Origin of the sequence: Curtobacterium ammoniigenes NBRC 101786 (assembly GCF_001571045.1) — a bacterium.
In the GTDB taxonomy this organism is placed as follows: domain Bacteria; phylum Actinomycetota; class Actinomycetes; order Actinomycetales; family Microbacteriaceae; genus Curtobacterium; species Curtobacterium ammoniigenes.
Window position 1 is genome coordinate 39115 of sequence record NZ_BCSV01000008.1, and the last position, 19736, is coordinate 58850.

19 protein-coding genes are annotated in these 19736 nt (G+C 67.7%); 11 read left to right on the forward strand and 8 right to left on the reverse strand.

The window, feature by feature from the left end; genetic code table 11:
* Positions 1–13: 13 nt before the first annotated feature.
* Together CAM01S_RS13740 and CAM01S_RS13745 are read right to left on the reverse strand one after the other, a co-directional pair.
* A complete protein-coding gene (locus tag CAM01S_RS13740; RefSeq protein ID WP_066522982.1) occupies positions 14–994 on the reverse strand; it encodes an aldo/keto reductase in 981 nt (326 codons plus the stop codon).
* A gap of 57 nt (positions 995–1051) precedes the next feature.
* A complete protein-coding gene (locus CAM01S_RS13745; RefSeq protein WP_066522984.1) occupies positions 1052–2773 on the reverse strand; it encodes an alpha-keto acid decarboxylase family protein in 1722 nt (573 codons plus the stop codon).
* A 102-nt stretch (positions 2774–2875) separates the two neighbouring features.
* Here CAM01S_RS13745 and CAM01S_RS13750 point away from each other — a divergent pair, with 102 nt between their 5' ends.
* Genes CAM01S_RS13750 through CAM01S_RS13770 form a run of 5 tightly spaced genes read left to right on the forward strand, consistent with a single transcriptional unit; the run spans position 2876 to position 6170 of the window.
* Positions 2876–3337: an Lrp/AsnC family transcriptional regulator gene (locus tag CAM01S_RS13750; RefSeq protein ID WP_066523028.1), complete on the forward strand. Its 462-nt coding sequence runs from the start codon at positions 2876–2878 to the stop codon at positions 3335–3337.
* 26 nt (positions 3338–3363) lie between these two features.
* Entirely contained in the window at positions 3364–4629 is a 1266-nt protein-coding gene (locus CAM01S_RS13755; RefSeq protein ID WP_066522986.1) for an MFS transporter, read from the forward strand.
* Positions 4630–4637: 8 nt separating this feature from the next.
* Positions 4638–5204: an RNA polymerase sigma factor gene (locus CAM01S_RS13760; protein ID WP_066522987.1), complete on the forward strand. Its 567-nt coding sequence runs from the start codon at positions 4638–4640 to the stop codon at positions 5202–5204.
* Entirely contained in the window at positions 5201–5857 is a 657-nt protein-coding gene (locus CAM01S_RS13765; protein ID WP_245631654.1) for an Asp23/Gls24 family envelope stress response protein, read from the forward strand. The genes CAM01S_RS13760 and CAM01S_RS13765 overlap by 4 nt, the downstream gene beginning before the upstream one ends.
* A complete protein-coding gene (locus CAM01S_RS13770; protein ID WP_157071592.1) occupies positions 5850–6170 on the forward strand; it encodes a hypothetical protein in 321 nt (106 codons plus the stop codon). Before CAM01S_RS13765 ends, CAM01S_RS13770 begins: the two co-directional genes overlap by 8 nt.
* A 102-nt stretch (positions 6171–6272) precedes the next feature.
* Here CAM01S_RS13770 and nagB read toward each other — a convergent pair whose 3' ends face one another.
* From nagB to CAM01S_RS13795, 5 genes are read right to left on the reverse strand one after another with little or no spacing between them, the layout of a single operon-like run.
* Positions 6273–7040, reverse strand: a complete 768-nt coding sequence (gene nagB, locus CAM01S_RS13775; protein WP_066522995.1) for a glucosamine-6-phosphate deaminase — start codon at positions 7038–7040, stop codon at positions 6273–6275.
* A gap of 59 nt (positions 7041–7099) precedes the next feature.
* Positions 7100–7924: a carbohydrate ABC transporter permease gene (locus tag CAM01S_RS13780; RefSeq protein ID WP_066522999.1), complete on the reverse strand. Its 825-nt coding sequence runs from the start codon at positions 7922–7924 to the stop codon at positions 7100–7102.
* Positions 7921–8880 carry a carbohydrate ABC transporter permease gene (locus CAM01S_RS13785; RefSeq protein ID WP_083528076.1) on the reverse strand — a complete coding sequence of 320 codons (960 nt, stop codon included), beginning with the start codon at positions 8878–8880 and terminating at the stop codon, positions 7921–7923. Before CAM01S_RS13785 ends, CAM01S_RS13780 begins: the two co-directional genes overlap by 4 nt.
* Positions 8880–10238 carry an extracellular solute-binding protein gene (locus CAM01S_RS13790; protein WP_066523002.1) on the reverse strand — a complete coding sequence of 453 codons (1359 nt, stop codon included), beginning with the start codon at positions 10236–10238 and terminating at the stop codon, positions 8880–8882. Before CAM01S_RS13790 ends, CAM01S_RS13785 begins: the two co-directional genes overlap by 1 nt.
* 56 nt (positions 10239–10294) lie before the next feature.
* A complete protein-coding gene (locus tag CAM01S_RS13795; protein WP_066523005.1) occupies positions 10295–11272 on the reverse strand; it encodes a carbohydrate kinase family protein in 978 nt (325 codons plus the stop codon).
* Between the two features lie 209 nt (positions 11273–11481).
* Here CAM01S_RS13795 and CAM01S_RS13800 point away from each other — a divergent pair, with 209 nt between their 5' ends.
* Both CAM01S_RS13800 and CAM01S_RS13805 read left to right on the forward strand, forming a co-directional pair.
* Entirely contained in the window at positions 11482–12258 is a 777-nt protein-coding gene (locus CAM01S_RS13800) for a DeoR/GlpR family DNA-binding transcription regulator (RefSeq protein WP_066523007.1), read from the forward strand.
* Positions 12255–13613 carry a 6-phospho-beta-glucosidase gene (locus CAM01S_RS13805; RefSeq protein WP_066523009.1) on the forward strand — a complete coding sequence of 453 codons (1359 nt, stop codon included), beginning with the start codon at positions 12255–12257 and terminating at the stop codon, positions 13611–13613. Before CAM01S_RS13800 ends, CAM01S_RS13805 begins: the two co-directional genes overlap by 4 nt.
* 119 nt (positions 13614–13732) lie before the next feature.
* On the opposite strand, the gene CAM01S_RS13810 is transcribed toward CAM01S_RS13805, so the two are convergent.
* Positions 13733–14341 (reverse strand): RICIN domain-containing protein, encoded by a 609-nt coding sequence (locus tag CAM01S_RS13810; protein ID WP_066523011.1) that lies wholly within the window; start codon positions 14339–14341, stop codon positions 13733–13735.
* A gap of 56 nt (positions 14342–14397) precedes the next feature.
* On the opposite strand from CAM01S_RS13810, the gene CAM01S_RS13815 reads away from it, so the two are divergent.
* From CAM01S_RS13815 to CAM01S_RS13830, 4 genes are all read left to right on the forward strand, one after another.
* The gene (locus CAM01S_RS13815) at positions 14398–16212 is read left to right on the forward strand and encodes a Na+/H+ antiporter (protein WP_174520437.1); all 1815 of its coding nucleotides are present in this window, start codon (positions 14398–14400) and stop codon (positions 16210–16212) included.
* Between the two features lie 285 nt (positions 16213–16497).
* Complete coding sequence (locus CAM01S_RS13820) at positions 16498–17826, forward strand: ABC transporter substrate-binding protein (RefSeq protein WP_217999746.1); 1329 nt, start codon at positions 16498–16500, stop codon at positions 17824–17826.
* 81 nt (positions 17827–17907) lie between these two features.
* Positions 17908–18855 carry a carbohydrate ABC transporter permease gene (locus CAM01S_RS13825; protein WP_217999747.1) on the forward strand — a complete coding sequence of 316 codons (948 nt, stop codon included), beginning with the start codon at positions 17908–17910 and terminating at the stop codon, positions 18853–18855.
* A 1-nt stretch (position 18856) separates the two neighbouring features.
* The gene (locus tag CAM01S_RS13830; RefSeq protein ID WP_066523016.1) at positions 18857–19687 is read left to right on the forward strand and encodes a carbohydrate ABC transporter permease; all 831 of its coding nucleotides are present in this window, start codon (positions 18857–18859) and stop codon (positions 19685–19687) included.
* Positions 19688–19736: the final 49 nt, after the last annotated feature.

Here is a 19736-nt window from a genome sequence, read left to right on the forward strand (position 1 = left end):
CGCGCGGCGCGGCTCACCAGCGTTCGTGCACGACGCTCCGGAACCACCGGTCGTAGAGATCCCGGACCGTCGCGTCGAGCCCGTCGGGCAGTTCGAGCGACCCGGCGTCGGCGTTCGACCGCGCCTGCTGCGCGTTGCGCGCCCCGGGGATCGCCGCGGTCACACCGTCCTGCGCGACCACCCAGGCGATCGCAGCCTGCGGCACCGAGACGCCGTCGGGCAGGGCTGCAGCGAACTCTTGCGCCGCCTGCACGCCGTCGCGGAAGTCGACGCCGCTGAACGTCTCACCCTGGTCGAACGCCTCACCGTTGCGGTTGTAGTTGCGGTGGTCTTGCGCGGGGAACTCGGTCTCGGTGGTGTACTTGCCGGACAGCAGCCCAGATGCCAACGGAACACGCGCGAGGATGCCGACCCCGGCCTCCTTGGCGGCGGGCAGGACACGATCGAGCGGCTTCAGACGGAACGCATTCAGGATGATCTGCACGCTCGCCACGTTCGGCCGAGCGATCGCGGTGAGCGCCTGATCGGCGGTCTCGACGCTGACCCCGTACGCGGCGATCGAGCCGTCCGCGACGAGCGCGTCGAGGGCGTCGTAGACGGCGTCGTCCTCGAACACCGCCGTCGGCGGGCAGTGCAGCTGCACGAGGTCGAGCGTGTCCTGCTGCAGATTCGTCCGCGAACGGTCCACCCAGGTGCGGAAGTTCTCGGCGACGTAGTTCGACGCCACCTGCTCCATACGGCGGCCCATCTTCGTCGCCACCGTGAGCGGGACATCCGGATGGGAGGCGCGCCACTGTCCGATGAGCCGCTCACTTGTGCCGTCGCCATACACGTCGGCGGTGTCGAACAGGGTGACCCCGGCCTCCACCGAAGCGTCCATGACCGCGAATGCGTCGTCCTGCGAGACGGGACCCCAGTCGCCGCCGAACTGCCAAGTACCGAGACCGATCACCGAGACATCGCGGCCGGTGCGGCCGAGTGTGCGCTGCTGCATGAAGACGACGCTACTAGCGACGTGCCTGGTTCCGCGCTGGGTCCCATCCCGCGCGCGTCAGTGCCCGTTCGTCGCGCTGATCGACGTCGCGAGCGCGGTCAGCAGACGGGGTGCGTCGAGCGGCGGCACGACGACCTCGATGAACACCGGCAGGTCCCGGTGCTCGTCTGCGGCGACCAGGGCGCTGTCGAGCTCCCCGACGGTTCGCGCGGTGACCGAGAGTGAGCCCTCGGGCGCGCCGAGCGCCGACGGCACCTCAGCCCACCGCCACTGGGCGATGTCCTGGTACAGCGCCTCCGGGCTCCGGATGAGCCGTTCGACCGTGTATCCGCCGTTGTTGATGAGGATCACGACCGGCGCGAGTCCGCGGGCGTACACGGTGCCGAGCTCCTGAACAGTCAACTGGGCAGACCCGTCACCGACGATGAGGAGGCTGCGGCGATCCGGCCGCGCCAGCGACGCTCCGAGGAGCGCCGGCACCGTGTAGCCGATCGACGACCACACCGGCGATCCGAGCAGATCAGAATGCGCTGGCAGGTCGAGGTCGAGCGCGCCGTAGAACGCGGTGCCCGCCTCTGCGATGAGCGTGACCTCTTTGTCGAGCCACCCTTGGATCGCCGACCACAGCGTGGCCTGGTCCAGGGGAGTGGCGGGGTCGGCCGGCGGGACGGGGGTGAGGGGCGCCTCCGGTTCGGAACCCGCGCGAACGGAGGATGCGTGCGCGACCGACGGGGCGAGCGCGGCGAGCTCGTCGCGGAGCAGCGCGAGCGACGCCTCGAGCGGCAGCTGCATGACCGCGCCCGACGCGGTCGTCGTCGTCGCGTCGAGAACGATCGCCTGCTCCGGGTCGAACCCGGCGCTCGCGAACCCGGTGGTGAAGTCGCTGTTCACCGCGCCGACCACGATGAGGACGTCGGCGCCGTCGACGGCGGCGGCTGTCTCCGCGGCCCGGGTGAACTTGCCCATGTAGGTGCCGAGCGATGCCGGATGCCCCTCGTCGAGCGCCGCTTTCGCGCCGATCTGCGTCGCGACGCGGACGGCGGAGGACGCCGCGATCTCCGCGATCATCGGCTCGAGCGCACGACGGTGCACGAGGGGGCCCACGAGCAGCACCACATCCGAGGCGCCGGCAAGTCGCGTGCGCAGCATCTGCCGGAACGTCGCCGCGCGCATGCTCGTGTCGGCCGCGTGGGCGAGCGGCGCGCCGCCGTCGCCGGCCATGTCTGCGCCACCGAGGCCATCGGCGTCGATCTCGGCAACCGCGACGTCGAGCGGCACGCCGATGTAGACCGGCTTCGACAGGGACAGTGCGGCGCGGATCGCGGTCGTGATCTGCTCGGCCGCGTGGTCGGCGGTCAGCACGACGTGGTGGGCGGTGATCTCCGCGCCGATCCGGACGAAGCGGCCGAAGTCGCCGTCGAGGAACGTGTGGTGTATCGGTGCGCCGGACGCCATCGCGGGCGTCGCCGGCATGCCGACGATGTGCACGACGGGAACATCTTCCGCGTAGCTTCCCGCGATGCCGTTCACCGCCGACAGCTCGCCCACCCCGTACGTCGTGACGAGTGCTGAGATGCGCCGGCTCATCCGCGCGTTCGCGTCGGCGGCGTAGGCGGCGTTCAACTCGTTCGCCGCACCGACCCACTCGACCGCGTCCGCGGCGAGGATCTCGTCGAGCAGTGCCAGATTGAAGTCGCCAGGCACCCCGAACAGGTGCTGCACGCCAACGCTGTGCAGCGCGTGGGCAAGGTATCGGCCGACCGTCATCCGCTCACTCATGGTCGTATCGAACTGCGTGGAGGCGCGTACCAGCAATACCGCCCCGTATTGTTGGGCAGATCCGTCGATTTCGTCCCATCGACGGCGAAGAAGGTGATCAATATGACCAATGTTGATGCGGTCTCTCGGCGGATCCTACGCGCGCTCGACGAACAGCCGCGCGCCACCGTCGCGTGGCTCAGCGAGCGCCTCGCCGTCGCCCGCGGCACCGTGCAGGCGCGGCTCGCGGCGCTCTACGAGCCGGGCGTGCTCCGACCGTCCACGACGCTCGTCCGACCGGACGCACTCGGCCTGTCGGTCCGCGCCATCGTCACGGCCGAGGTCGACCAAGCCCGATTCGACGAGGCGATCCGCGCGCTCCGAGCGATCACCGAGGTCGTCGAGTGCGTCGCGATCGCCGGCCAGTCCGACCTGCAATGCCAGGTGTATGCGCGCGACTCCGCGGACCTGTACCGGATCGGGCAGCTCATCCTCCGCTGTCCGGGCATTCGCCGCACCGCGACCGCCGTCGTGCTGCGGGAACTCATCGAGTACCGCGTCGGCCAGCTGTTGGACGGCCACTGACCGGTGGCGTGGGAGGATCGGAGACCGTGAGCGACGCCGATCGCGCGCCCCGCGCCTCCCTGGATCTCCTCGGCGTGCCGCCGTTCGTGCGCACCGGGTCGACGTGGTTCCGATACGGGCAGCTCGGGCTCGTCGGATTCGTCATCGACGGATACGCACCCACGGTTCGGCTCGTCGCGAGAGACCTGCACATCCCGGTCTCGCTCGCATCCCTGCACGCGACGGCATTCGGCCTCGGGTTCATCGTCGCCTCCTTCGTCGCGCCGCGGCTGACCGCACGGGTCGGGAGGATCACCACCGGCTGGCTCGGCGCCGTCGGACTGTGCCTCGGGGTCGGGTTGTACCTCCTCAGTCCGGTGTTTGCGGGGACGCTTGCGGGCATCGGCATCGCAGGGTTCTCGGGCACACTCGTCCAGTCCTCCGCCTACGCGCACCTGTCCGCCTCGCACGGCGCCAACAGCCCGCGTGCGATGAGCGAAGGGTCGGCGGTGGCGCAGGCGACCGGCATGTTCGCGCCCGTCGCCGTCGGAGTGGCCAGCACCACGGTGCTCGGCTGGCGGGGCGGCCTCGCCCTCGACATCGTGCTCGTTGCGCTCCTCGGCTCCGCCGCGTGGGCCCTCGCCCGTCGTCGGTCGGGAGGCGCGACTCGCGGAACCGACGCCGCTCCGGTCCGCAGCATGCGAACCCAGCGCGCGGGGCGCCTCCCGACCCGGTTCTGGGGAGTGTGGGCGTCAGTCGTCGTCGTGCTCGGCATCGAGTTCTGCATGTCGGTCTGGGCGCCGGTCGACCTGGCGCGGCGGCCCGGTATCGCCGACGCCGTCGCGACCGCGAGCCCCGCGTTCATGCTCGGCGGGATGCTCATCGGCCGCGTCGCCATGGGGCGGCTGACGCAGCGCTGGCCGGTCGACGTGCTCATGGTCACGTCGATCGCGGTGAGCCTGATCGGGTTCGGCCTGTTCTGGGCGGTGCCGATCGACTGGGTGTCGGTCGTGTCGCTCGCCGTCGCCGGCCTCGGCATCGCGGGGCAGTTCCCGCTGTCACTCGCACGCCTCGTCGCCGCATCGGATGGTCGTCACGACGTCGCCTCGGCGTGGGGCACGCTCGCGCTCGGCATCGCGATCGCCGGAGCGCCGGCACTGCTCGGTGTGCTCGGCGCAGCGGTCGGCGTGACCACGGGCCTCCTGCTCGTTCCCCTCCTGTGTCTCGTGTCCGGAACGCTCGTGGCGCTGACGCCGACCAGCGCCGGACGCACAACGAACGCGTCCGGGCACGGCGCCGCCGCCACGGGTTGAATCGGGGCATGCTCGATCACCGCACCGGCGTGCGTCTGGAGGACGCGCCCGACGCCGTGCTCGCGAGCCGCGCTGCGGACGGGGACGTCCGGGCGTTCGAGTTCCTGATCCGGCGCTTCACGCCGCTGCTCCGTGCATATGCACGGCGGACGCTCGGCGCGACGGACGAGCTCGACGACGTTGTGCAAGACACCTTCATCACAGCGTGGGAGCGGCTCGACGACCTCGAGGACCCCGCCAAGGTGAAGTCGTGGCTCATGCGGATCGTCAGTCACCGCTGCATCGATCGCATCCGCGCCCGGCGTGAGCACGCGCAGGTCGACGACCTCGAGGTCCCGGGTGACGACAGCATCTCCCCGGACCGCGTCGCGGTCGCGCGATCGCGACAGGAGGCGCTCAACGCGGCGCTGGATGCGCTTCCGGACGCGCAGCGACGATGCTGGATCATGAAGGAGGCGCTCGAGTATCGGTACGAGGACATCGCGGCTGAGCTCGATCTCCCCGTGTCGACCGTTCGCGGCCTGCTGGCGAGAGCGCGAAAGAACATGATGCAGCTGATGGAGGCATGGCGATGACCGACCAGCCGCACGACGGAGCAAACCGCGACGCGCTCGGCACGGACGGGGTCGCGGCCGAGGTGCTCGGCACGGACGCGCTCGGCACGGACGATCTCGACGGTCACACCATCGACGAGCTCGCCGACTACCTCGATGCGGGGATGACACCGGCGGATCCGTCGATCGACGAGTCGCCCGCGTGCCAGAACGCGCTCGCCGCGCTCGTCCGGCTTCGCCAGGTCTCGATGGAGGCGCTCGAAGCGGACGCACGGAACGAGCCTCCCGCGGAGGAGTCCTGGATCTCCGGTCTACTGCGGAACATCTCCATCGAAGCCCGCTCCGGCCGTGACATCCCGCTGCAGGCTGAGCGTCCCACGGAGCGCGGCTACGTCACGGAGGGTGCGGTGCGGTCGCTCGTTCGCTCCGCTGGCGACGAGGTCCCGGGCGTCCTCGTCGAGCGCTGCCGTCTCGACGGCGACGTGACGGAGCCGGGAGCCCCCATCCGTGTCACGGTGGCGATCAGCGTGCGGTGGGGAGCCTCCATGCCGACCGCTGCTGACGACGTGCGCTCAGCGGTCGCCGAATCCCTCGCCGTGCACACCGACCTGCACATCGATGGCATCGACGTCGAGGTGCGGGACGTGATCGTCGAGGAGGGCACCGATGACTGAGATGGACCCGAGCCTCCTGTCCGATCTGGAGGCGGTGGTCGCCGCCGTCCCGGGCGTCGCCGCCGTCTACCCTGCGCGCCCGACCGCCTCGGTCCTCGCCGATGCGGCACGTCGGCTCGTCGCGACCAGGACCGTCACAGCGCTCCCCGGCGTCGTCATCGACGATGGCGTGGCTCGGGTCACGATCGGCGTGGCCGACGGGTCGGCTACGAAGGCGGTCGTCGGAGCGGTGCATGACGCGCTGCTCGCGGCGTGCGAGAAGGCGGGTATGCCGATCGACGCCGTCGTGGTGCGTGTCGCCCGGTTCGCCTGAACTCGATCAGCGCGAGTGCTCGCGGAACCACTGCTCGCGCCGACCGCTGGGCCGGCGACTCGCGCGGGAGGGCCCAACGCGATCGCCCGCGGCGGAGTCGTGTCACGACAACGGTACGGCCGCTGACCGGTAGTAGTCGGTCAGCGTCAGCCGTGCCGCAGCGGCCTCGTCGACGATCACCGTCGCTCGCGGGTGGAGCTGTAGTGCGCTGGCCGGAACCATCGCGGTGAGCGGCCCCTCGACGGCCGCGGCGACGGCATCTGCTTTGCGCTCGCCTTGTGCGACAAGAACGAGCTCTCGTGCCTCGAGGATCGTGCCGAGCCCTTGGGTGAGGCAGTGGCGAGGAACGTCATCGATGCTCTCGAAGAACCGCGCGTTCGCCGCGCGCGTCCCCGGGGCCAGTGTCTTCACGCGAGTGCGCGAGCCGAACGACGACGTCGGCTCGTTGAAGCCGATGTGTCCGTTCGCGCCGATGCCGAGGATCTGGATGTCGACGCCGCCCGCAGCGGCGATCGCCGCGTCGTAGGCTTCAGCGGCAGCGTCGAGGTCGGCAGCGCGCCCGTTCGGTACGTGCACTCGCTGCGGGTCGAATCCGAGTCGTTCGGTCACCTCTTGCGCGATCACGCTCGTATACGACTGCGGATGGTCCGCGGGGATGCCGACGTACTCGTCGAGTGCGAAGGCGCTCGCCCGTGCGAACGAGATCGAACCCATCTCGACGCGCCGCTGGAGGGCGGCGTAGATGCCAAGCGGGCTGGAGCCGGTCGCGACACCGATCGTGGCAGACGGGTTTGCGGCGATCACCGCCGAGACTCGCTCGGCTGCCGATTCCGCGACGGCCGTGCCCGATCCCATGATGAGCACCTGCATGTCTTATTCCTCCGTGTTCATGTGATCGAGGTCTACTGTCAGCGATTCGCGATTTCCGGTTAGCGAGTCGCGATTCCGCCGAGCATTCCGGAGATGAATCGCTTTTGGAGGAAGAAGTAGAGGATCACGATCGGCAGTGCGACGATCACGCCTGCAGCGGACAGCAGCGAGAAGTCGGTCAGGTGCTGGCCCTTGAAGAAGGCCAGGCCGAGCGGCGCCGTGCGGTGGTTCTCGCTGGTGATGAATACGAGTGGCATCAGGAACTCGTTCCACGTCCACATCGCCACGAGGACGCACATCGTCATGATGGACGGCATTGATGGCGGGACGATGACTCGCCAGAGCACCCGGAGATCGCGCGCGCCGTCGATGCGGGCGGCCTCAGAGATCTCGCCCGGGAACGTCCGGAATTGGTTCCGCATCCAGAAGATCCCGAACGCGAGTGACTGCGCGGTCTGCGGCAGGATCAGCGATGCGAACGTATCGGTGAGGCCGACCTGGCGAAGGTTGAAGTACAGCGGGATGATGAACGCCTCCTCCGGCAGCATGAGGCCCGCGAGCATCACGAAGAAGATGAGCCCGGAGCCACGGAAATCGAGGCGCGCGAACGCGAACCCTGCCAGGACTGCAAGCACCGTCGTCAACACGACGACGCCGACGGTGACAACCACGCTCGAGGTCATGTACTCGGCGAAGTGTCCCTGCGACCATGCTGCAGAGAAATTGCCGAGGTCGATCGTCGTAGGCACATGGAAGCCGCCGTCGTTGTTCGCGGGCGGGGTCACGGCCGAGAAGAGCACACCGATCAGCGGGATGACGGCGAAGAGCGCGAACAGGGTGAGGACGACGTAATCGACGGTCTTCTCACGAGCGGCGAGTTTCATGCGACATCCTTCGGTTGAAGGCGGTTGATGAGCGCCGTCACGATCATGATGACGACGGTCAGCGCGATCGCGACTGCCGCTGCGGACCCGACCTGGCCGGTGGTGAAGGCACGGTTGTATGCCTCGAAGGCGGGGACCGAGGTGGTATTGCCGGGACCGCCCGCGGTGGTCACGTAGACCAAATCGAAGGTCTTCAGCGCAGACACCACCGTGAGCGTCAATGCGACCGCGATCTGACCCCGGAGCGCGGGAAGCGTGATCGCGAAGAACTCGCGCGCCGGGCCTGCCCCGTCCAATCGCGCCGCCTCGAACAGGGTCGGTTGAATATTGCCGACGCCGGCCAGGAAGAGCACGAGACAGAGTCCGACATTGAGCCAGGTTCCGATGAACCCGATCGCGGGCAGGGCGAGCGAGTAGTCGCCGAGCCAGACCCGCGCGAGCGCACCGAGTCCGACGAGGCGCAAGGCCTGGTTGAGTAAGCCGCCGCTCGAATAGATCGAGACCCAGATCGTGGCGACCACGACGGACGCGATGACCTGCGGCAGGAAGAGCAGCGTTCGATATGCGCTCATGCCGCGCAACGCGTTCGCCCGGCTGATCAGGGCCGTCAGGAACAGCGCGATCGCGATTGGCACCGCCGCGTAGAACACCATGAGCAGGAGCGCATGACCGAACGCGCCGCGGAGGACCGGGTCGCTCAGCACGGAGACGTAGTTGGCGAATCCCGCCCATGTCGCCGCAGACAGGCCGTCCCAGTTGTAGAAGGAGTACTGGAGGGTCTGCAGGAACGGCCAGCCGAGGAAGATCGCGAATACCAGGAACGCCGGCAGGACGTAGAGGTACGCGGCCTTGCTTCTCCTGCGCTTGCGCGTCGTCGGCGGGAGAGACGGGGCCGTCGTGGCCGGCCGGTGGGCGGAGCGCGACGCCCCGCCCACCGATTTGGTCGTGACCGTCATCACTTGCTCTTCAAGAAGCTTGCGTAGTCGGACTGCAAGGTCTGCGTGAACTGCTGCGGGGTCACCTTCTCAGCCACAAGATCCTGTGCTGCTGCCGTCAGCGTGTCGTAGAACGTGGGCGTCGAGTAGTCCAAATACGCGGTGATCCCGTTCGATTGAGAGATGGTCTTGTACAGACCGGTGATGTCCCCGGCGAGCGTTCCGGTCGCAGGCTTGTCATCCGAAGGAACAACGGTGGGCAGGTTGCCGGTCTTCACAAGCACCTCGGAGGCCGCCCGGTCGGTGATGAAGTTGATGTACGCGGCGGCGGCGTCAGCGTGCTTCGTCTTCGACGTGAGCGCCCAAGCGAGGCCCTCTCCGCCTTCGGTCACGGGCGTCGTGCCGCTCGCGGGGGTGAGCGCCTGGAACCCGATGTTCTTGCCCTGGGGGGACTGCTCGAGCGTCGCCTCGTTCCACGTTCCGTCGATCAGGAATGCCGACTGACCCTTGCCGAAGTCTGCGGTGGCGACGTCCTGCGAGACGCCGTTGCCGCCCGGCGTGATGTAGCCGTCCTTCTGCCATCCCTGAATCGTCGCGGCGGCCTGAACCTCGTCGCTACCGGTCCATGAACCACTCTTGCCGGCAACGAGGCTGTTCACTGCATCAGCCCCGGCGAGCGCGGACAGGACGACGCCATAGATGTGGATTCCAGGGCTCTTCTCGACATCGCCGTAGCTGAGCGGCAGATCGCCCGCCGCCTTTACTTTTTGCATGTCGGTGGTGAATTCGTCGAGTGTCTTCGGCGGCGCCGTGATCCCGTCTTTGGCGAGGATCGACTTGTTGTAATAGACGCCGACGAGCTCTCCGGTCTGCGAGATGCCGTAGAGGTTGTCGCCTTGCCAGGTCTTGCCGTCGGTCGAGAACGAGTTCAACTTGAGCAGGCTCGACGGGTAGTAGCTGTTCCAGCCGTAGAGCTTCGCGTAGTCGTTGATGGGGCGGAGAAGTCCGGCTTTCACGAACGCGCCCATGTCGGGGTAGCCCTGGTTCGCCTGCACGACGTCCGGCGGATTGTTGCCGGAGAGCGCGAGTTTCAGCGTGGTCTTCAAATCGGTGAACGATCGGGATACGCGGTTGATGGTGACATTCGGGTACTTCTGCTCGAACTGTTTGTTCAGCTCCTGCTGAGCGGTGTTGATGCCGCCGTCAGTGTTCTGATCCCAGACGGTGAGCGTGATCTTGCCCGAGCCGACGCTTTTGGAGATCGGTCCGAGACTCTGTCTTGCCGAGGGTGCGGAGCCGCCTGGCGCGCAGGCGGCGAGTCCGACGGCGACGACTGCGGCGAGGCCGACAGCGACTGCGGCCTTCCTGAAGTGCTTCATGTGACTTCCGTTCATTCAAGCGGGGGAGGATGGCTGCTGCGAGCTCGGTGAGCGCGTCAGCGCGTGGTGGTCGAGGATGTCGGCATCAGGTCGTCAAGGAACGTCCAGTCGCCGGCGACGTTGTGGCGGGCGATGAACGCACGCAGGGTGGCTGGTGTTGGGGCGGTGGCAGCGCCTCCGAAGCCGGTCACGGAGATCGCTGCACAGGCTGCGGCGAACCGGAGGCGCGTCGCCAGATCCCAGTCGTGGAACCCGCCGGCCATGAACGTGGCGACGAAGACGTCGCCCGCTCCGGTCGGATCCCGCACGTCGACGGGGATCGACGGCGCCTCGGTGACTGTTCCGGCTGCCGCGTCCACGGCGATCACGCCGTCCGCTCCGCGGGTGACGACGGCGAGCGGCACCCGCTCGGCGAGCGCCTTTGCCGCGGCGAGCGCTGAGTCGGTGCGCGTGTACCGCATCGCTTCGAGGTCGTTCGGGACGAACACGTCGATCTCGGCGAGACGGTCGAGCACAGCGTCGGACCAGTCGCCCGTGTGGTCCCAGCCGACACCTCCGACGATCGTCGTGCCGCGGGCTCGGAGGCGCGCCACCCAGTCGGGCAGTGCGTGTCCCACGCCGACGTGGGTCGCGCCGATCGGACCGAGTGCTTCTGGCACGGTGAGCGGGACCTGCGGCTCTTCGTAGGTGATGAAGCTCCGGTCGTGCGGTCCGGTGAGTGCGACGCTGACGGGGCTCTGAAATCCGGGGATGCGGCGCAGGAGTGTGGTGTCCAGGTCGGGCTCCGCCTCGAGCACGTCGTGGATGTGGCGTCCGAGCGGGTCGTCGCCGAGCACGGCGAGGAGTTTGGTGCGTGCGCCGACCCGAGCGGCTGCGACGGCACGATTTGCGACACCGCCAGGCGTGATGGCGAACCCGTTCGCGTATACCTCGGTGCCGACGGCGGGCGCGTCGACGCCGGAGAACACGAGGTCGCAGAAGACCTCGCCAGTGAACAGCAGGTCGGCGCCGTCGGGCGCTGCGGGGTTGGGCACGGGGTCTCCTCGTCGTTGCGGATCCGTGAAAGCCGGTGCTCGAGTTTGCGCGACTTTGTACGAATTCCGCGTGATGTCGTTCAAGCCTGAGCGGCTAGTGTTTCGAGCACGTTACCGGAATGACGCACTTTTGTTAAGTCCCGTCATGGCATGGAACGAATGTGCGTGACTTTGCTCGACTTCGCGCAAGCGCGGGCTAGAGTGGCTGCATGATCCTGAGGGAGCGGCAGAACCGCATCATGAGCGCGCTGCGCATCGACGGCGCTGCCTCTGTCCGCGAACTGGCCGAGGCGCTGGCCGTCAGTGAGTCGACGATCCGGCGGGACCTCGAGATCCTCGATCGCAATGGCGAGCTCACTCGGACGTACGGCGGCGCGGTGCTCAAGCCGGGCGCCACCGTGCAGGAGACCGGGCCTGGTGACGTCGAGGAGCCGTTCAATGCGACGGCAGATGTCGATTTGAAGACCCGGCTCGCGGACGCGGCCGCGGCAATGGTGCCCGACGGCAGCGTGATCATCCTCGACATCGGAACCACGACGCCGATCCTCGCCCGGCGCCTGCGTGGCCGGGACATCACCGTCATCACGTCGAACCTCGCCGTGTTCGACGAGCTTCGCGACGACGAGGCGGTGCGCGTCGTCCTGCTCGGCGGCGTGGTTCGGCGGAACTACCGCACCCTGGTCGGCTCACTGGCCGAGCTGGCGCTCTCGCAGGTCAGCGCCGACATCGTCTTTCTGTCATGCACCGGCGTCCGCGCCAACGGGCACGTCGTCGACAACATGGCGGTCGAGGCGCCGATCAAGCAGTCGATGATCGCGGCATCGGACAAAGTCGTCCTCCTCGCCTCGGAGGTCAAATTCCCTGGCACAGGTGCGTTGCGCCTGTGCTCCCTCGCTGACGTCGACGTCCTGGTCACCACGACCGGTGCTCCGGACGAGACGCTGGCACTGTGCCGGAACGCCGGCGGAGAGGTCACGATCGCATGAAGCTCTGCATCCTTGGAGGCGGCGGGTTCCGCACGCCGTACGTCTACCAGGCCCTGCTCCGCGACCACGGTTCCCCCCGAATCGACGAGGTCGCGCTCTACGACGTCGACGAGAGCCGACTGCACACGATGACCGCGATCCTCACCGAGCTCGCGACCGGATTCGAGGACGCGCCCGCGCTCGCCCCCACGACGGACCTGCACCGCGCTGTCGAGGGCAGCGACTTCGTGTTCGCGGCACTGCGGGTCGGCGGCCTGGAGGGGCGTCGTTGCGACGAGCATGTCGCGCTCGATCTCGGCGTGCTCGGTCAGGAGACCACGGGCCCGGGCGGCCTCGCCTACGCGATCCGGACTGTCCCGGTCATGGTGGAGGCAGCGCGTGTGATCCGTGATCTCGCGCCGAATGCGTACGTCATGAACTTCACCAATCCCGCCGGGATCATCACCGAGGCGATGCAGTCCGTGCTCGGCGATCGGGTCCTGGGAATCTGCGATACGCCGTCCGGTCTTGGCCGTCGTGTCGCAGGAACGCTCGGCCTCGATCACACTCGCGTGCAGATGGACTACGTCGGCTTGAACCACCTGGGGTGGATGCGTCGCCTGCTCTACGACGGCCGGGACGTGCTCCCCGAACTCCTCGCCGATGACGGGAAGCTCGCCGCGATGGAGGAGGGCCACGTCTTCGGGGTCGACTGGATCCGGACGCTCGGCGTGATCCCGAACGAGTACCTGTTCTACTACTACAACAACCGTGATGCCGTGCGGACCATCGTCGACTCCGGCAAGACGCGCGGCGACTTCCTCGCCGAGAGCCAGGCGTCGTTCTACGAGCGCGCCGCGCAGGCGGGCGACAGCGCGGCCGACCTCTGGCGGACGACCGTGGCACGTCGGAGCGCGTCGTACATGGCGGAGGCGAAGGGCGGAACCCAGGACGCTCCAGCCGAGGTGCGTGAGCGGGAGACGGACCCGGCGCACCAGGGATACGCGGGCGTCGCGCTCGGCGTGATGGCGGCGATCAGCCGCAACGAGCGACAGACGATGATCCTGAACGTGCGGAACAGCGGAACCATTGCGGGCCTCCCGGCCGACGCCGTCGTGGAGGTCCCAACCATGGTCGACGCGAACGGCGTGCACCCCCTGACGACCGATCAACCGGATCTGCACCAGATCGGCCTGATGGCGCAGGTCAAAGCGGTCGAACGGCACACGATCGCGGCGGCGCTCACCGGCTCGAAAGACGAGGCGCTCAAGGCGTTCGCGCTGCATCCGCTCGTCGACAGTGTGGCGGTCGCGCGCGACCTCGTCCGCGGATACGTCGACCGCATCCCCGAGGTCGCTGCGGTCCTCACCCGCTGATACGGCGATGCCGGGTGCGAACCCTCCTGACGAGATCTGCACCCGGCATACGCGGTTGATCAGCTCGGTTCACGTGCCGGCTCGTCCCGGCACCGCAGACATCCGCTGATGGACGTCTCTTACTGCAGTGTCCAGCTCTGGTTGGAGGCGCCGTTGCAGTACCAGACATCGACTGTCGTTCCGTTGCTGGTTCCGGCCCCGGAGGCGTCGAGGCAGAGCGCGGGATTCGCGACCGAGGTGATCGCGCCTCCATTGGTGACCGACCATTGCTGGGCGGCGGAGCCGGTGCAGTCGGCAATACGCACGGCATCACCGGCGACGACGGACGCCCCGTTCGAGCCGGCCTGCATGCACATGTCGCCGTAGATCGTCAGCTCATTGCTGGCGGTGTGGTTCCACGACTGGTTGCCGCCGGCGTTGCAATTCCACAGGTCGAGCGCGGTGCCGGACGTCGTGCTGAAGCCGGGCACATCGACGCATCGTCCAGAGGCCGCACCCACGATCGCCTGCCCCGGCGGTGCTGCCGGGAGGCTGTTCACCGGCTCCGTCGACCCGTATCCGTAGCCCCACTCGAGTTGCGCGGCGCCGGATGCGCTGTTCGTCGTGAGGGTGCCGTTCGGCTGGAGCGCCTCCATCGAGTAGGAGTCGCCGGTGCGCAGACCAGGCCAGTAGACGAGCCCCATGTGATGCGCGCGGGCGAAGTCGGTCGTCGCCGCGAAGTACGACACACGGCGAAGAGTCGGACCAGCAGGGGCGATGGCGATGTTGACGTTAACATCTCGCGATGCACGTGATCTCCTTTGATCGATGGGGAGCCTCCACGGTGTCACGGCCGGTCAGGGAGCGTCAAGGCATCGCAGTCCAGGACCCGCGTGTCCGAGCGTTCGGGCAGCCGGAGTCCCTCGGACAGCAGCGCTCACGGCGACGACAATGGGCGTTCCCGTCGCTCGTCAGCGACCGCTCTTGTCGCAGTGGAGGCTCGGTGCTGCTCGGACCCGAAATCGTCGTCATCCTCGGCGTCGCGATCGCGGTGACCGCAGCGGTCGCGAACCGGATCCGGATCGCGCCGCCGGTCCTCCTGCTGCTCATCGGCGGGGTCCTCGGCTTCGTGCCCGCATTCGCAGCGGTGCACCTCCCGGCTGCCGCGGTTCTGCTGCTCTTCCTCCCGGCGCTCCTGTATTGGGACAGCCTGACGACCTCGTTCCGAGAGATCCGGAACAACTTCCGCGGCATCATGCTCATGGGGACCGTCCTCGTGGTCGTGACGGCAGCGGGGGTCGCCACGCTCCTCCACCTGCTCGACATGCCGTGGGGGCCCGCCTGGGTGCTCGGCGCCGCGATCGCGCCGACCGACGCGACGGCCGTGAGCGCGCTGACGCGGATGCTGCCACGCCGGAACGTCACCGTGCTGCGGGCGGAGAGCCTCGTGAACGACGGCACCGCGCTCGTCGTCTACGGGATCGCCGTGGCCGTGACCGCGGGTGAGCAGCATCTCACCGTCCTCAACGTCTCGGGCATGCTCCTGCTGTCCTACCTCGGCGCGATCGCCGCCGGGCTCCTGACGGCGTGGATCGGCATGCAGCTCCTGCGCCTGACAACAACGCCGATCATCGAGAACCTGCTGACCATGCTCGTTCCCTTCGTCGCGTTCCTCGCCGCAGATGCCGTGCACGCGTCAGGGGTGCTCGCGGTCGTCGTCGCGGGGATCGTCGTCAGTCAGGTCGCGCCGAAGCTCGATCAAGCGCAGACCCGACAGCAGGTGCGAGCCTTCTGGTCGCTGACCACCTACCTGCTGAATGCCTCCCTGTTCGTACTCGTCGGCATCGAAGCGAACGATGCTGCCCGACGACTGCCAGGCATCGAGATGCTGCGCGGACTCGCGGTCGTTGGCGCAGTGTCGCTGGTCCTGGTCCTGCTGCGATTCGCATTCATCAACACGGCGGTCGGCGCGATCTGGCTCGTCGTTCGCCGTACCGGCGGACGGGTTCGCGAGGGGCGGCGAGACCGTCTCATCAGCGGCTTCACCGGATTTCGCGGCGCCGTGTCGCTCGCTGCAGCCCTCGCAGTGCCAGCGACCACGGTCTCCGGCGCTCCGTTCCCCGATCGGGACCTCATCGTCTTCATCACCGCGGGCGTCGTCATCGTGACCGTGGTGGTGCAGGCACTCATCCTCCCCGTCGTCATGCGGCTCGCGCCGCTCCCGGCCGATGAATCCGTTGCCGAGGAGCGACGGCTCGCCGAACGAACCGCCGTCGAGGAGGCGCTTGACGCGCTCCCGCGGTTGGCGCGCGAAACAGGGGCCGACGACGACATGGTGGAGCGCCTCCGGAACGACTACCGGGCACACCTGGAAGTGGTGCGGGCACGCCAAGAAGAGGACGACGACCACCCGGTGCTGCAGCGACGCGACGCCGCGATCGAGCTCGAGCTTGCGCTCATCCGCCAGAAGGCCGCCACCCTCCTGCGGCTCCGCGACGAGGACAAGATCGACGACGTCGTGCTCCGTCAGGTGCGTGCCGAGTACGACGCCGAAGAGAACCGCCTGCTCGTGCATGAACAGAGCGACGAGCACGACGAGGGCGGCTCCTCACCCGCGTGACTGGTCCTCGCCGACCGGAGCCTCCGCGGTGGCGCGTAATTTGAACGTTCATGGTTGTGACCGAATCGCAACCTTGCGAACCGGACAGCTTCGTGACACCGTCTGGTGCGGAGGCATAGCTTTCCAGGAGCCGGGCGGTCGCCCGGTGACGGACAGCACCGCTCAACGGAGAGCGGGGCGCCAGCCTCGCGGCGACGCCCACGTTCTCGTCGACGGTGACGAGCACGAGGAGCACGAATGGTGTTCAAGAACGGCGGGACTTTCTCTCGCTCCCGGCGGATCAGAATGCAGGTTGCAGCGGCCATCACCGTGGCTGCATCGGCCATCGCACTGTCCGGGTGCAGCTCGTCCGGCGGCGGCTCGGGCAGCGGGTCGGGTGGCTCGTCGGGCAGCACCGCAGCGGCATCCGGCAACGCAACCAAGGGCAGCATCACGTGGTGGGCGAGCCCCATCACCACGAGTGGCACGGACCCGCGCACCGTCCTCATCAGCGCGTTCGAGAAGGCATACCCGAACATCAGCGTGAAGCTGGTCTCGGCGCCGAACGACACCGACACGAACCGCGCCACCCTGACCACCCAGATCTCGGGTGGTGGCGGACCCGATGTCTACATGGGTGACGTGATCTGGCCTGCGCAGTTCGGCGCGCACCAGCTTGCGGCGCCGCTGTCGAAGTACCTGCCGCAGAGCTACTGGAACACGTTCGCGAACGGCCTGGTCGCCGGAGCGACGTACAAGAACCAGGTGTACGGAGCGCCGTTCTTCGAGGACCAGGGCTTCCTGTACTACCGCAAGGACATCCTCCAGGCCGACGGCATGTCGGTTCCGACGACGTGGGACCAGCTCGTGTCGGACGCCAAGACGGCGCAGAGCAAGGGCCAGGTCAAGTACGGCTACGTGTTCCAGGGTGCCGACTACGAGGGGGCGACCTGCAACTACATGGAGTTCCTCGCGGACGCCGGCGGCAAGGTGCTGAACTCGAACGCGACGAAGTCGGCGCTCGACTCCTCCGCGGCGGTCAAGGCTCTGACATTCGAGCAGTCGCTCGTGAAGGACAACATCGCGCCCGCGGCGAGCTCGACCTTCCAGGAGACGCAGGCGATGAACACGTTCTCCGCCGGTGACTCGCTGTTCCTCCGCAACTGGGACTACGCGTACTCGACGTCGCAGGCGAGCGGCTCGAACGTGATCGGCAAGGTCGGTGTCGCGCCGATGCCGACGTTCTCCGGGCAGTCCACGCCGGGCTACTCGAACATCGGTGGCTGGAACCTGTACATGAACCCGCACTCGAAGAACCAGGCCGCCGACCTGACGTTCATCAAGTGGATGACGGGCAACGATGCGCAGAAGACCCTCGCCACGCAGTTCAGCGAGATCCCGACCAACCAGGCCGTTCGCACGTCGTCGGATGTCAAGAACGCCAACCCGGTGCTCGCGATCGTCTCGAAGACCAAGCTCATCGCTCGGCCGTCGCAGACGCCGAACTACCCGGAAGTGTCGAAGGCGATCTACACCGCGGTGAACGGTGTCCTCTCCGGTTCGACCACCCCATCGGCGGCCATCAAGACCGCATCGAATTCGATCAATACCGCTGTGAGTAACGGCGGCCTGTAGGCAGGACGAGCAGGCCGGGTGGGTTCGGATCAGCCGGACCCACCCGGCACTCGTGCCTCGCCCCGATCAATGGAGTGATGCATGGCAACGACGACCCTCCCACTGGCGGGTGCCCAGGCCGCGAGCCCGAAAGCGCCCCGCCGCGATAGTTACCGCCGGACCATGGCCCGGCTCGGTTGGGTGTTCTCCGCACCCGCCCTCATCGTCATCGGACTGGTGACGATCTTCCCCGTCCTGTTCTCCGTCATCATGAGCCTCAGCAACGTCAACGTGCTCGGCTCTGGGTTCCAGCTCGACGGCTTCACGCTCAGTAACTTCGGCGTCGTCTTCGGCAGTTCGCTCTGGCGGTATGCGCTGGTCTTCACGCTCGGGTACACGATCGTCACGGTGTTCGTCGAGATTGTCCTCGGCACGCTGATCGCGCTCGTGCTGGAACGGCTCACCGTCGGACGTGGATGGATGATGGCCGTGCTGCTCATCCCGTGGTCGCTCATCACGGTGATCTCGGCGACGCTGTGGGACTACATCTACGACCCGACCTACGGCGCGGCGACGCAGATCTTCGCGAGCCTCGGGCTCGGCCATCCGGTGATCCTTGGCTCGAGCGTGTCCGCGATCATCGCGATGATGGTCGCCGACATCTGGAAGACGACGCCGTTCGTGGCGATCATCATCCTCGCCGGGCTGGTCATGATCTCCCGCGACGTGTACGAGGCGGCGACGATCGACGGTGCGAACGGCTGGAAGATCTTCTGGCAGGTCACGCTGCCGCTGCTCCGCCCGACGGTTGCCCTTGCCGTGCTGTTCCGCGTCCTCCAGGCGTTCGGGGTGTTTGACCTTCCGTTCGTCCTCACCCAGGGAGGCCCGCAGAACTCCACGACGTCCCTCGCGATCCTGGGGTATCAGGCGATGTTCACGGACCTGAAGTTCGGCCCGGGCGCCGCGGTCGCGGTGACGACGGCCGCGCTCGTCGTGCTCGGCTGTCTGCTGTTCCTTCGGGTCTTCCGTTCACAGGTGGGAGAGGACTGACATGCGTCGATCAATCGGAGCGAAGGTCGGCCTCGGCGTCGCGACCTTCTTCGTCCTGCTCTTCGTGCTCGCGCCGATCTACTGGATGGTCGCCACGAGCCTGAAGACCACCGGCGGCGTCTCGGCGCAGCCGGCGCAATGGTTCCCGCTACCCATCTCGGGCGAGAACTACGTCACCGCGTTCACGCAGTACGACTTCGGTCGGTGGATCACGAACTCGCTCGTCGTCTCGATCGCCGCGACTGCGCTCGTGCTCGCGTTCGGCACCTTCGCCGGGTACGCCCTGGGACGGATGCCGATGCGTGGCCGCTTCACGATCCTGGTGTCGCTGCTGATCATCTCGGTGTTTCCGACGATCGCGCTCATCGCGCCGCTGTACCTGCTGATGCGCACGCTCGGCTGGCTCAACAGCTATCAGGCGCTCATCGTCCCGTACACGGCGCTGAACCTGCCGTTCGCGATTTGGATCCTGCGGAACTACTTCATGGGTGTGCCGAAGGAAATGGAGGAGACCGCCCGAATCGACGGGGCCTCCCCGCTCCGCACCGTGTGGTCGGTTGTCCTGCCGATGACGCTGCCGGGCCTGTTCACCGCCGGGATCTTCGCGTTCACCGCCTGCTGGACCGAGTTCCTGATGGCGCTCTCGTTCAACTCGGCCGACTCGTTCCGGACGATCCCGGTGGGCATCGCGCTCTTCGGGTCGGCGCACATCACGCCGTACGGGACGATCTTCGCGGCGTCGACGGTCGCGGTCGTCCCCATTGCGATCCTGACGTTCGTCTTCCGACGATCCGTCGTGTCCGGCCTCACTGCCGGGGCGATCAAGGGGTAGCGCGGGCCCGGGGCCGGGGCCCGGGCCGGGGCCCGGGGCGGGGCCGGGG